10 protein-coding genes are annotated in these 12,755 nt (G+C 72.7%); 3 read left to right on the forward strand and 7 right to left on the reverse strand.

The features are described 5' to 3' along the window. Positions 1-91: 91 nt before the first annotated feature. From ACZBH1_RS00620 to ACZBH1_RS00630, 3 genes are all read right to left on the reverse strand, one after another. On the reverse strand, positions 92-1,138 hold the full coding sequence (locus ACZBH1_RS00620; RefSeq protein ID WP_378884687.1) for an LOG family protein: 1,047 nt from the start codon (positions 1,136-1,138) through the stop codon (positions 92-94). A gap of 125 nt (positions 1,139-1,263) precedes the next feature. Beyond that, complete coding sequence (locus tag ACZBH1_RS00625) at positions 1,264-3,063, reverse strand: proline--tRNA ligase (RefSeq protein ID WP_463645188.1); 1,800 nt, start codon at positions 3,061-3,063, stop codon at positions 1,264-1,266. A gap of 40 nt (positions 3,064-3,103) precedes the next feature. Then, positions 3,104-4,204 carry a hypothetical protein gene (locus ACZBH1_RS00630; RefSeq protein WP_463645189.1) on the reverse strand — a complete coding sequence of 367 codons (1,101 nt, stop codon included), beginning with the start codon at positions 4,202-4,204 and terminating at the stop codon, positions 3,104-3,106. Positions 4,205-4,225: 21 nt separating this feature from the next. Between ACZBH1_RS00630 and ACZBH1_RS00635 the strand changes: the two genes are divergently transcribed. Further along, the gene (locus tag ACZBH1_RS00635; RefSeq protein ID WP_463645190.1) at positions 4,226-5,665 is read left to right on the forward strand and encodes an RNB domain-containing ribonuclease; all 1,440 of its coding nucleotides are present in this window, start codon (positions 4,226-4,228) and stop codon (positions 5,663-5,665) included. A gap of 9 nt (positions 5,666-5,674) precedes the next feature. Next, complete coding sequence (gene pcp / locus ACZBH1_RS00640) at positions 5,675-6,310, forward strand: pyroglutamyl-peptidase I (protein WP_336398598.1); 636 nt, start codon at positions 5,675-5,677, stop codon at positions 6,308-6,310. Between the two features lie 9 nt (positions 6,311-6,319). Here pcp and ACZBH1_RS00645 read toward each other — a convergent pair whose 3' ends face one another. From ACZBH1_RS00645 to ispG, 3 genes are read right to left on the reverse strand one after another with little or no spacing between them, the layout of a single operon-like run. Further along, on the reverse strand, positions 6,320-7,525 hold the full coding sequence (locus ACZBH1_RS00645; protein ID WP_463645191.1) for a benzoate/H(+) symporter BenE family transporter: 1,206 nt from the start codon (positions 7,523-7,525) through the stop codon (positions 6,320-6,322). Continuing rightward, positions 7,522-8,418, reverse strand: a complete 897-nt coding sequence (locus tag ACZBH1_RS00650) for a phosphotransferase (RefSeq protein WP_336398596.1) — start codon at positions 8,416-8,418, stop codon at positions 7,522-7,524. Before ACZBH1_RS00650 ends, ACZBH1_RS00645 begins: the two co-directional genes overlap by 4 nt. After that, a complete protein-coding gene (ispG, locus tag ACZBH1_RS00655; protein ID WP_336398595.1) occupies positions 8,418-9,569 on the reverse strand; it encodes a flavodoxin-dependent (E)-4-hydroxy-3-methylbut-2-enyl-diphosphate synthase in 1,152 nt (383 codons plus the stop codon). The genes ACZBH1_RS00650 and ispG overlap by 1 nt, the downstream gene beginning before the upstream one ends. A 123-nt stretch (positions 9,570-9,692) precedes the next feature. Here ispG and ACZBH1_RS00660 point away from each other — a divergent pair, with 123 nt between their 5' ends. Beyond that, entirely contained in the window at positions 9,693-10,925 is a 1,233-nt protein-coding gene (locus ACZBH1_RS00660; RefSeq protein ID WP_336398594.1) for a low temperature requirement protein A, read from the forward strand. A gap of 7 nt (positions 10,926-10,932) precedes the next feature. Here the strand turns inward: ACZBH1_RS00660 and nhaA are convergent, their stop codons facing one another. After that, positions 10,933-12,753: a Na+/H+ antiporter NhaA gene (gene nhaA, locus ACZBH1_RS00665; protein WP_463646636.1), complete on the reverse strand. Its 1,821-nt coding sequence runs from the start codon at positions 12,751-12,753 to the stop codon at positions 10,933-10,935. Between the last annotated feature and the right edge of the window lie 2 nt (positions 12,754-12,755).

Raw genomic sequence — 12,755 nt, forward strand, 5'->3', positions numbered from 1 at the left:
GTTCGGTGGGACTGGCCGAAGCCTCGCCGCGCGTGGCGACGTCCACCGGAACGCCGGGTGAACGGCCGGAGACGAGCGTGTGAGAACCGGCTCATGCCGGCGCGGCAGCCGACCCGAGCGCGTTCACGGCCCGGATGAGTCGGTACAGCTCCCCCACGCGGAACTGGTCGAGCCGCAGCACCAGCCGCGGCAGATCGACCCTGTCGGCGTCCTCGCGCTCGATCGTGAGCGGGCCGCGGCGCTCGATGCCACCCTCGGTGAGCATCGGGGCGAACTCCTCGTTGAGTGCGGCCACCTCCTCGTCCGTCGGCTCGGCTCGCAGCCGCAGGACGAGCCGCTTGCCCACCCATCGCAGCGAGTCGTAGTTGCGGTAGAAGCCCGTGAGCTCGTCCACGGCCTCGGTGACCGAGTCCGTGATGAGCACGCGGTCGAAGTCGCCGTCCGAGATGACGCCCGAGCTGAGCAGGTGGTCGTCGATGAACCGCCGCAGGCCCTCCCAGAAACCGCCGCCGGGTGCGTCGAGCAGCACGATCGGCACCGGGTCGGCCTTGCCGGTCTGCTGCAGGGTGAGCAGCTCGAACATCTCGTCGAGCGTGCCGAAGCCGCCGGGCACGCACACGAACCCGCGCGACTCCTTCACCAGCATGAGCTTGCGGGTGAAGAAGTACTTCATCGCGACGTTGCGCGCGCTCTCGCCGACGACCGCGTTCGGCTTCTCCTCGAAGGGCAGCCGGATCGACACGCCCAGGGAGTTGTGCGGGCCGGCGCCTTCCGCGGCGGCCTGCATGATGCCCGGACCTGCGCCGGTCACCACGAGCCAGCCGCGGGCGGCGAGCGCTGCGGCCACCTCGGATGCCTGGCGGTAGAGCGCGTCATCGGGCCTGGTCCGCGCGGAGCCGAAGATGGTGGCCTTGGGTGCGTCGTCGTAGGGCGCGAAGAGCCGGAACGCCGCGCGCATCTCGGTCAGCGCAGAGCTGGCGATCTTGAGGTCGAGTCGATCGGCGCCGTCCATCCCGAGCCCGATCCCGGTGGCGAGGATGCGCGCGACGAGGTCGGCGTTGTCGCTGATGCCGGCGTCGGCGAGGATCCGGCGCAGATCCTCGGTGACCTCGGAGGGAACCACGGTGCTGTCGGCCATGCCTCCACGTTGCCACGTCGGAGCACCGGCCGGGCCCGATGTGCGCAGGGGTTGCGTGCGACCGCCGGCCGTGGAAGACGCCGGCGCCGCCGGCCGTCGTCAGCCGCGGCGGCCCCGCGCGCGCGTCAGCGCGCCGTGAGGCGCGCCACCGCGTCGGCGGCCGGCACGACCTCGCGGTCGCCGGTGCGGCGGTCCCACAGCTCGACCTGGCCGTCGGCGGCGCCGCGGCCGGCGATGACGATGCGCGGCACGCCGACGAGCTCCGCGTCGCCGAACTTGACCCCCGGCGACACCTTCGGCCGGTCGTCGTAGACCACGTCGAGACCGGATGCCTCCAGGTCGGCGGCGAGCGTCGCCGCGAGGTCGTACGCGACCTGGTCCTTGCCGGTGGCGACCACGTGCACGTCGAACGGCGCCACGGCCGGCGGCCAGATGAGACCGCGCTCGTCGTTGTTGAGCTCGGCGATGATCGCGAGGATGCGCGTGACGCCGATGCCGTACGAGCCCATCGTGACGGTCACGAGCTTGCCGTTCTCGTCGAGGACCTTCAGGCCCAGCGTCTCGGCGAAGAAGCGGCCGAGCTGGAAGACGTGGCCGATCTCCATGCCGCGTGCCAGCTCCACGGGACCCGACCCGTCGGGCGCCGGGTCGCCGTCACGCACGTTCGCCACGTCGATGAACCCGTCGCCGGTGAAATCGCGACCCGCGACGAGCGTGTGCACGTGCTTCTGGTCGATGTTGGCGCCGGTGACCCAGGCGGTGCCGTCGACGACGCGCGGGTCCAGCAGGTACCGGATGCCGGTCGCCGACTCTTCGCCGAGGACCGGCCCGGTCTCGGACCAGGGGCCGATGTAGCCCTTCACCAGCAGCGGGTTGCTCTCGAAGTCCTGCTCGGTCGCGGGCTCGACGGCGGCGGGGGCGAAGGCGACCTCGACGCGCTTGTCGTCGACGTCGCGGTCGCCGGGGATGCCGACGATCACGAGCTCGCGGCGTCCGTCGAGGTGGGTGAGCGCGAGGACCACGTTCTTGAGCGTGTGCGCGGCCGTCCACTCGGACGCCCCGTCGGTGGCGGGACCGGCGATGCCCGACGCGGGAGCGTCGAGGTGCGCGTTCGCGTGGTTCACGAGCGTCTCGATCGTCGGCGTGTTCGGCGAGTCGAAGATCACGGGGGCGCCGATCCCGTCGAACGGGATCGGGTCGGGCGCGATCGTGGTGAACGCCTCGACGTTGGCCGCGTAGCCGCCGGCGGAGCGGACGAAGGTGTCCTCGCCCACGGCCGTGGGGTGCAGGAACTCCTCGGAGCGCGCACCCCCCATCAGGCCGTTGTCGGCGGCGACGATGACGTACTCCAGCCCGAGCTTCTGGAAGATCCGCTCGTAGGCGTCGCGCTGCGACTGGTACGAGGCATCCTGTCCCTCGTCGGTGTAGTCGAACGAGTAGGCGTCCTTCATGGTGAACTCGCGCCCGCGGAGCAGGCCGGCGCGCGGACGGGCCTCGTCGCGGTACTTGTCCTGGATCTGGTAGATCGTCAGGGGCAGGTCCTTGTACGACGAGTAGAGGTCCTTCACGAGAAGCGTGAACATCTCCTCGTGCGTCGGCGCCAGCAGGTAGTCGGAGCCCCTGCGGTCCTGCAGCCGGAAGATGCCGTCGCCGTAGGAGGTCCAGCGGCCGGACGCCTCGTACGGCTCCCGCGGCAGCAGCGCCGGGAAGTGCACCTCGTAGGCGCCGGCGCCGGCCATCTCCTCGCGGATGACCGCTTCGATCCTCGCCTTGACCTTCAGGCCCAACGGCAGCCAGGTGAAGACGCCGGGCGCGGCACGCCGGATGTAGCCGGCGCGCACGAGCAGCCGGTGACTCGTGACCTCGGCGTCGGCGGGGTCTTCACGGAGCGTGCGGAGGAAGTAGTGCGACAGACGGGTGACCACGAGGGTCAAGTGTATGACGAGCGGCTGCAGCGCCCTCGCGTCACGGGTGCATGAGTGCGAACACGTCGGCCGTCAGCGCCAGGGCATCGGTCGTCGGACGGATGAAGTCCGGCGTCACCAGGAGGACGTTCACGCCGTCCGTCGCGACGACCACCGCGCCGGAGCCCTCGTAGCGGTCCAGTCCCGGTGCGATGACCGCGGCCTGGGCGCCGTCGACGGTCACCGGCTCCGCGCCCGCCGAGGCGAGCGCCGTCGGGAACGCGATCGCGCCACCCGGGACGACGTCGACACGGACGACTTCGCCGGAGCTCGTGTCGCCGCTGCCCGAGGTGAAGTGCAGTTCGCACCAGCTGGTCGCCTGGGCGAAGAGCGCGATGCCCTCGAGCCGCTCCGTCGCCTCGCCCCGGCTGCTCTGGCCGAGCAGCGCCACGCGCTCGAAGCCGTACACCGCGGGATCGACGGATGCCGCGACCTCGGCGCAGTCCGGGAGCGACCACCACTGCGGGGTGCGCAGGGCGGGGCTGGGGGTCGGGTGATCGGCCAGCCGCGTGGACGCCTCGGCGAAGAGGCCGGCGACGCCCGCGGCCGTCACGGCGTCCGTGTCACCGGCGGCGCGCACCACCATCCAGGTGCCGTCCACCGTGCCCGCCTGGGTGCACTCGACGCGGGCGCCGTCCTCGATGGACGCGCAGCCGGTCGGCGTGCCGGCGCGCAGATCCTCGCCCACCACCGCCTCGGGGTAGGCGAACAGGTGCGCCGTGGCAGCGAGATAGACGCCGTCCGACACCCACACGCAGTCGATTCCGCCGAGCACGTCGTCGGCGCCCGTCCTCCACCGGTAGTCCGAGAGCATCATGTCGATCCCGGCGACCGCCTCGACCGAGGCCTCGTCCAGGGCGGCGGCGCAGTCCCCGGCGAAGGGCGTGACGCCCTCGGGCGGGGCGGCCGGCGCCGTCGGCTGCGGCGTGGGCTCGGGGGTCGGCTCGGGCGTCGGCGTCGGCGTCGGCGTGGGCGTGGGCTCGGTCTGGCTCGTCGTGGGCGCAGGACGGGCGTCCGTGCCGAGGAGCGCCGCCGTCGTGACGGCGCCGGCCACCCCGCCGTACAACGGCCGGATCGACCGCGTCCGCGGCGCCTCCCTCACACCGGTGCCTACACTGTTCGCGTGCCCGCACACCGCTCCCGACTCGTTTCCGCCCGCGCGCACGACGAGCTGGTCGAGTCGCTGCGCCGGCTGCGCGACGAGCTGGATCTTCCCGGCGCCTTCCCCCCGGAGGTGGAGGCCGAGGCGCAGCAGGCCGCCGCGTCGGTGTCCACCGAACCCGGCGGGGAACTGGACGACCTGCGGGACCTCGACTTCCTCACGATCGACCCCGCCGGCTCGACCGACCTCGACCAGGCGCTGCACATCGAGCGGACGCGCACCGGGGCGGTGCTGCACTACGCGATCGCCGATGTGCCGGCCTTCGTCCGGCCGGGAGGCGCCGTCGACGTCGAGGCGCGTCGACGGGGCCGGACGCTGTACGCGGTCGACGGACGGGTGCCGCTGCACCCCGCGCCGATCAGCCACGACGCCGCTTCGCTGCTGCCGGGCGTGCAGCGCAGCGCCTACGTGTGGCGCTTCGTGCTCGACGACGTCGCGCGTCCCGTGGAGGCATCCGTGCGACGCGCGACGATCCGGTCGCGGGCGCAGTGGACCTACGTGGACGCGCAAGCCGCGCTGGACGCCGGGACGGCGCCGCCGAGCCTGGCGGCGCTGGCATGGCTCGGCCCCCTCCGCCTGGAGCGGGAGGCCGAGCGCGGCGGCGCGAGCCTGAACGTGCCCGAGACGCGCATCGTCGCGGACGGCGACCGGTACCGGCTCGAGCGCGACGCGCCGCTGCCGGTCGAGGACTCGAACGCGCAGGTGTCGCTGATGACCGGGATGGCCGCGGCCGACATCATGCTCGCGGGCCGCGTCGGCATCCTCCGCACCATGCCGGCGGCGGATCCCGACGACGTCGCGGCCTTCCGGGCGCAGACCTCGGTGCTCGGCATCCCCTGGCCGTCGGGCATCACGTACGGCGACTACCTCCGCGGTCTCGACCGCCGCACCCCTGCCGCACTGGCGATCCTGGCCGCCGCGGCCGGGCTCTTCCGCGGCGCCGGCTACGTCGCGTTCGACGGGGAGCCGCCCGCGGATCCCTCCCAGGCCGCGATCGGCGCCCCTTACGCGCACACCACCGCGCCGTTGCGCCGGCTCGTCGACCGCTGGTCCCTCGTCGTCTGCGAGGCGCTCACCGCCGGCGACGAGGTGCCGGCGTGGGCGCGCGAGAGCCTGGCCTCGCTGCCCAAGACCATGGACCGCAGCGGCGGCCTCGCCGCTCGGCTCGAGGCGGCGACCCTGGACCGGGTCGAGGCCGCCCTGCTCTCGGGCAGCGAGGGTGCGGTCTTCGACGCGATGGTGCTGGGCAGACGCAACGGCGCCGCAAGAGTGCAGCTGGTCCAGCCCCCGGTGACCGCGAAGGTCGCCGATCTCGACGCGGATCCGGGCACCACGGTGCGGGTGCGGGTGCGCACGGCCGACATCGCCACCGGAACCGTGGTGCTGGAGCCCACCGCATAGCCTGGTGCGATGGCCACCGTCCTCCTCACCGGATTCGAGCCGTTCGGCGGCGACGCCGTCAATCCGTCCGGCGAGGCGGTGCACCTGGTCGCGGAGCGCTGGAGCGGACCGGAGCGCCTCGTCACCGCGGTGCTGCCGGTGACGTTCGCCGGGGCGGCGGATCGACTGCGAGCCCTGATGGCCGAGCATCGGCCGGAAGCCGTGATCGCGGCGGGCCTCGCCGGTGGGCGCGAGGCCATCGGCGTCGAGCGCGTCGCCGTGAACCTCGTCGACGCGCGGATCCCCGACAACGACGGCGCGCAGCCGGTCGATCAGCCGAGCGTCCCGGACGCGCCGCCCGCACGTTTCGCCACCCTGCCGGTCAAGGAGATCGCCCGGCGGATCGCCGCCGCCGGCATCCCCGCCGAGGTCTCGTACACGGCGGGCACGTTCGTCTGCAACCACGTCTTCTTCACCGCCCTCGAGGTCGCGGCATCCGGCACCCGCGCGGGCTTCGTGCACGTGCCGTGGTCCGCCGAGCACGCGCCCTCGGCGGGGTCCGCGACCCTTCCGGTGGCCGACATCGCCCGGGCCCTCGAGATCGCCGTGCGCACGAGCCTGGACGTCGCCGCGGACGCCGCGGTGCCCGGCGGGGCGCTGCACTGACTCCGCTCGTCAGCGCGCGCGGCGGCCGAGGTGCAGCACCTCGCGCACGACGAGCCCCGCGATGAGCGCCCAGAACGCCGCGCTCACGCCGGCGACGGCGACTCCCGACGCCGCGACGAGGAACGTCACGACCGCCGGCAGCCGCTCGCCGGGGTCGTCGATCGCCTGCTGCACCGACGATCCGAAGGCCGCGAACAGCGCGATGCCGGCGACGGCGGGGATGACGGCGTCCGGCGCCACCACCACCAGCGCCACCAGTGCGGCCGACAGTCCGCCGAGCACCATGCCGCTGATCCCCGTCGACACTCCCGCCACCCACCGTCGGGCTGGGTCCGGGTCGGCGTCGGGCGCGGCGGCGAGCGCGGCGCTGATCGCAGCGAGGTTGATCGCGTGCCCGCCGGCCGTCGCGCCGACCGCCGTGCCGACGCCGGTGACCACCATCGCGGGACGCCACGGCACCCGGTAGCCGAAGCTGCGCATGATCGCGACGCCGGGCACGTTCTGCGACGCCATCGTGACCAGGAAGAGGGGCAGCGCGAGTCCCACGACCGCTCCCACGGTGAGGGTGGGCGCGGTGAACTCCAGCCGCGGAACCAGCAGGGCCGGGTCGAACGCGGCGCCGCGGGCCATGACGTCGACCGCGACGACGACGGACGCGGCGACGAAGGCCAGCGGCACCGCCCACCGCGGCGCGAGCCGCACGAAGACGAGCCACGTGATGACGACCGGCGCCACGCCCCACGGGTTGGTCACGAGCCCGGTGACCGGCGCGAGGCACAGCGGAAGCAGGACGCCCGCCAGCATGGCCTGCGCGATCGAGGGCGGGATCCGGGCGATCAGCCGCCCGAGCTGCGGCCACAGGGCCGTGAGCAGGATGAGTCCCGCCGTGACGAGGAACGCACCGACGGCGGCCGGCCAGCCGCCGTCGACGGCACCCGTGGCCGCGAGCACCGCGGCGCCCGGCGTCGACCACGCCACGGTGATCGGCATGCGGTGGCGCCACGCCAGGAGCAGACCCGAGGCGCCCATCGTGAGGCAGAGGATCAGCAGCCCGCTCCCGGCCTGCGCGGGGGTCGCACCCACGGCGTCGAGACCGGTCAGCACGACCGCGAACGTGCTCGTCACCCCGACGAGCGCCGTGACGATGCCGGCGACGATCGGGCGGGACAGGGGTGCCGACGCGGGTGCGGTCGCGGCGGACTCGGCGTCGGTCATGACATCGGATCCTGCCACGACGGACGGCGACCGCCCGCCTGGCCGGCATCGAACTCCGCGAGCGCGTCGGCGATCATGCGGTGCCCCTGCGCCTCGAAGGCCGTGTCGCCCACCTGGTGCGCCCACGCCGCGGTGCCGATCGCCTCGCGCAGCCGCAGGAGGAGCCAATGCGCCGGATTCCTGGGGTCCCGGCCGTAACCGTCGAGGAAGGCCGCCTCGCACGCGGGATCGTCGCGCCACTCCTGCGCGGCGAGCCGGGTGAGGTCGGTCGCCGGCGGCCGGAATGCGAACCGGCCGAAGTCGATGACACGCAGGATGCCACCGTCGGTGAGCCAGTTGCGCGGCTGCCAGTCCCCGTGCGTGGGCACGAGGTCCGCCTCCACGGGCGCGAGGACCGCCAGCGCATGCCGCAGCCGCTCCTCGACGTCGCCGGAGATCGCGTGATCCGCATCGAGCCAGGCGATCGCACGGCCGGTGGCGGCGGCATCCGTCCCCTCCGACGGCCGCGAGGCCTGATCGTGGAACGCGCGCAGCAGCTCCCCCGCGCGGCGGTGCACGTCGGGGTCGGCCGCGGCCGGCGTCCGGTACACCAGCCGGCCCTCGAGCCACTCGGTGACCAGGATGCGCGCCGGGCGATCGGCGTGGAGCAGCCCGGGCGCGCGTCCGGACCGCGCCCACCCCGCGGTGTAGCCGCCCTCGTACGCATCGAGCTCGCGGCCGAGGTGGTGGTTCTGCGCTCCCCCCGCCTTGACGACGAGATCGCGGCCGTCGTGCCGCGCGCGGAGCACGACGGTGTCCGCCTGGTTCCAGCTCAGATCCGCGACGATCTCGACGCCCGGCAGCCACGACGCGACGAGCGCGCGCTGCGCCGCCGACAGGCGGCCGAGGCCCATCAGGCGGTGACGACCTGCGCGGTGCCGACCGGTGCGGCCGGGCCCATCTCGTCGGCGATGCGGTTCGCCTCCTCGATGAGGGTGGCGACGATGTCGGCCTCCGGAACGGTCTTGATGACCTGGCCCTTGACGAAGATCTGCCCCTTGCCGTTGCCGGATGCCACGCCGAGGTCGGCCTCGCGCGCCTCGCCGGGCCCGTTGACGACGCAGCCCATGACGGCGACGCGCAGCGGGACCGTCATGTCCTTGAGGCCCTCCGTGACGGAGTCGGCCAGCGAGTAGACGTCGACCTGGGCGCGTCCGCACGACGGGCACGACACGATCTCGAGCTTGCGCTCGCGCAGGTTCAGCGACTGCAGGATCTGGTGGCCGACCTTGACCTCTTCGGCGGGCGGCGCCGACAGCGAGACGCGGATGGTGTCGCCGATGCCCTCCGCCAAGAGGATCCCGAACGCGGTCGCCGACTTGATCGTGCCCTGGAACGCGGGCCCGGCCTCGGTCACCCCGAGGTGGAGCGGCCAGTCGCCGCGCTCGGCGAGCAGGCGGTAGGCCTTGACCATCACGATCGGGTCGTTGTGCTTGACCGAGATCTTGAAGTCGTGGAAGTCGTGCTCCTCGAAGAGGGACGCCTCCCACACCGCGCTCTCGACGAGTGCCTCGGGCGTCGCCTTGCCGTACTTCTCGAGCAGCCGCCGGTCGAGCGAGCCGGCGTTGACGCCGATGCGCAGCGAGACCCCGGCCGCCTTCGCGGCGGCGGCGATCGCGCCGACCTGGTCGTCGAACTTGCGGATGTTGCCCGGGTTGACGCGCACCGCGCCGCAGCCGGCGTCGATGGCCTGGAAGACGTACTTGGGCTGGAAGTGGATGTCGGCGATCACCGGGATCTGGCTCTTCTTCGCGATGATGTGCAGCACATCGGCGTCGTCCTGGGACGGCACCGCGACCCGCACGATCTCGCAGCCGGAGGCGGTCAGCTCGGCGATCTGCTGCAGCGTCGCGTTGATGTTGGTGGTCGGCGTGGTCGTCATCGACTGCACGCTCACCGGGGCGTCGCCGCCGACCAGCACCTTGCCCACCTTGATCTGGCGGGTCTTGCGACGGGGGGCGAGCGTTTCGGGGACCTTGGGCATCCCGAGATTCACGGCTGGCACGGCACCAGCCTACGGGGCGGATCTGACCGTCGGCTCCGAGCCGCCGCCGTCGACGACGGATGCCGCGCGCCGCGGCATCCGTCATCGTGCCGGGCCGTACGGGGGACGGTGTATCTTCCGGGCATGAGCCTGAGCCACCGCATCGGACGCATGACGGGCAGGGACCCGCACGAGGCTCACCGGGCTGCCACGCCGCTGGAGCTGCTTTTCGACCTCGTCTTCGTCGTGGCCTTCAGCCAGATCGGCTCGCAGACGGCGCACCAGCTCGAGCTGGGACACCTGCCCACCGCCCTCGTCGGGTTCGCCTTCACGACGTTCGCCGTGACGTGGGCCTGGATCAACTACTCCTGGCTCGCCTCGGCGTACGACAACGACGACCTCTTCTTCCGCCTCGCGACGATGGTCGTCATGATCGGCGTCCTGGTCGTCGCGCTCGGCGTGCCGCCGGTGTTCCACTCGCTGGAGGAGGGGCGGATCTTCGACAACACCGTCATGGTGGCGGGCTACGTGGTCATGCGGCTGGCGACGGTGGCGCTGTGGGCCCGCGTGGCGATGCACGACGAGGCCCGACGCCGCACTGCGATCGCCTACATCGTGAACATCTCGATCGCCCAGCTGGGGTGGATCGCACTCATCTTCCTGAACATGCCGATCGGGATCACGCTCGTCGTCACGACGCTGCTCACCCTGTTCGAACTGGCCGGGCCGCTCTTCGCAGAACTGCGCTTCGGGCGCACGCCGTGGCATGCGCACCACATCGCCGAGCGGTACGGGCTGCTGGTGATCATCACGCTCGGCGAGGTGATCCTCGGGACCATCCTTGCGATCTCGGCCGTGCTGGAGGTCGACGGGTGGACCCTCGAGACCGGCGTCGTCGCCTTCTCGGGCGTGGCGCTCGCCTTCGGGATGTGGTGGATCTACTTCGCCATCCCCTGGGGCCGCGTGCTGGCGCGGCATCCGGAACGGAGCTTCGCGTGGGGCTACCTGCAGATCGCGCTCTTCGGCGCGCTCGTGGGCGTGGGGGCGGGTCTGCACGTCGCCGCGTACGTGATCGGCGGCGACGCGCACGTGGACGCGACGTTCGCCGCGCTGACCATCGCGGTGCCGGTGCTGGCGTTCGAGACGCTGCTCTTCGTGCTCTACGCGGTGCTGGTGAGGCAGTTCGACGGCTTCCACCTCGTGCTGTGGCTCGGCGTCGTCGCGGTCCTCGCCGTGGGTGTGGGCGCGGTCGCGCTGGGCGCGTCGCTCGCCATCGGCATGCTCCTCATCGCCTGCTCGCCGGCGGTGGTCGTCGTCGGGTACGAGACGGTGGGCTGGCGCCACGGCGCCGCGATGCTCGAGCGCGCGACCGCCTGACCGGCGGTCACCGCCCGGCGTCGGGCATGCCCGGCTCGGCGACCCCGCCGGGCTCGGCGGGGTCGGGCGCGGAGCTCGTGAGCGCGCGGATCAGCGTCTGCGCGTCGTACGGGCCGGTGTGACGGATGCCGTTGACGAAGAACGTGGGGACCGACGTGATGTCCATCGCCTCGGCGTCGAGCATGTCGTCGCGCACCCGGCCGGTGACCTTCGGGGAGGCGAGGTCCTCCTCGAAGCGGTCGACGTCCAGTCCCAGCTCGCGAGCGCGCCGGATGATGTCGGACGGCAGCTGGTGCTCCTGGTCGGCGAACAGGCTCCGCGAGAACTCCGGCAGCCTCCCCTGCAGCGCCGCCGCCTCCGCCGCCTCGGCCGCAGCGAGCGCGTTCGGATGCTGACGCTCGAGCGGCGCGTGACGCCACACGTACCGCAGACGGTCGCCGAGCTCGCGGCGCACCTCTTCGATCGAGCCGGAGGCCTTGAGGCAGAACGGGCACTGGAAGTCCCCGTACTCCACGATCGTCAGCGGGGCGTTCACGTCGCCGTAGATGTGGTCGCGCTGGGGGTCCACCGGCCGCACGAGCGTGCGGCCGCCGTCGTCGTCGGGCCGTCGGGCGTCGGAGATGCGGAACATGACCGCCGCCAGCACGAACGCCAGCAGGGAGGCCGCCAGCACGCCCACGCGCGCCTCGTTCTGCACGCCGGGATCGTCGATCGCGAGGTCGATGATGAACAGCGAGATCGTGAAGCCGATGCCGCACAGCATGGCGCCGCCCGCGACACGGTCCAGGGTCAGCCCCAGCCCGAACTCGCCGAGCCTGAACACCTTCATGACCAGCGCCGCGCCGAACACGCCGACGAACTTGCCCGCGACGAGGCCGACGACGATGGCCCAGGTGACCGGCGACTGCACCGCCGCGGCGAGGATCGGCCCCGACACCTCGACGCCCGCGTTGGCGAGGGCGAACACCGGCAGGATCACGTAGGCGACATAGGGCGCGTACGCCGACTGGAGGCGCTCGTTGATCGAGATCGACTCGCGCAGGCTGTTCGCGGCCTGGCGCGCGTACTCGCTGTTCGGGGACTGCCGGAAGATGCGCGCCAGCTCCAGCGCCTGCTCGACGTCGCGGCGGTTGGGCCGGTACACCGGGATGAGCAGCGCGATCGCGACCCCCGCCAGTGTGGGATGCACGCCGGAGGCGAGGAACGCGAGCCACACGATGATCGACAGCGTCGCGTAGATCGGCCCCCGCCCGCGGGGCACGTAGCGCGTGAAGAAGATGGCGGCGAGACCGGCGGCGGCGATCAGCAGCGGCAGCGGCGTGAAGCTCTCGGTGTAGAAGAGCGCGATGATGCTCAGCGCGCCGATGTCGTCGACGACCGCGAGGGCCAGCAGGAACACCCGGAGCCGGCCCGACGCGCGCGGGCCGATGAGGGCGAGCGCGCCCACGAGGAACGCGGTGTCGGTCGAGATGACGACACCCCGCGCGTGCTCCTGCCCGGTGCCCGCGGCGATCGCCAGGAACAGGGCCGCCGGCACGACGAGACCCGCCACCGCCGCCATCACCGGGATCATGGCCCGGGACCAGCTCGTCAGCTCGCCGATCGCGAACTCCCGGCGCACCTCGAGGCCGACGGTGAAGAAGAAGACGGCCATCAGGGCATCGTTGACCAGTGCGTGGAGCGTGAACTCCAGCTCGATGTCGCCGAAGCCGATCGTGAGGTCGGTCTCCCAGAAGTCGTGGTACGACGCCGCCCCGAGGTTGGCCCACACGATCGCCGCGAGGGTCGCGAGCACCAGCAGGAGCGCGCCGGTGCGCTGCTCCCCCATGT

The organism is Microbacterium sp. ZXT2-5 (assembly GCF_055329545.1).

Bases quoted from the DNA above. Each gene is read 5' to 3' on its own strand.
- ACZBH1_RS00620 (WP_378884687.1), bottom strand. From the start codon at position 1,138: ATGGCCGACAGCACCGTGGTTCCCTCCGAGGTCACCGAGGATCTGCGC.
- pcp (WP_336398598.1), top strand. From the start codon at position 5,675: ATGGCCACCGTCCTCCTCACCGGATTCGAGCCGTTCGGCGGCGACGCC.
- ACZBH1_RS00645 (WP_463645191.1), bottom strand. From the start codon at position 7,525: ATGACCGACGCCGAGTCCGCCGCGACCGCACCCGCGTCGGCACCCCTG.
- ACZBH1_RS00650 (WP_336398596.1), bottom strand. From the start codon at position 8,418: ATGGGCCTCGGCCGCCTGTCGGCGGCGCAGCGCGCGCTCGTCGCGTCG.
- ACZBH1_RS00660 (WP_336398594.1), top strand. From the start codon at position 9,693: ATGAGCCTGAGCCACCGCATCGGACGCATGACGGGCAGGGACCCGCAC.
- nhaA (WP_463646636.1), bottom strand. From the start codon at position 12,753: ATGGGGGAGCAGCGCACCGGCGCGCTCCTGCTGGTGCTCGCGACCCTC.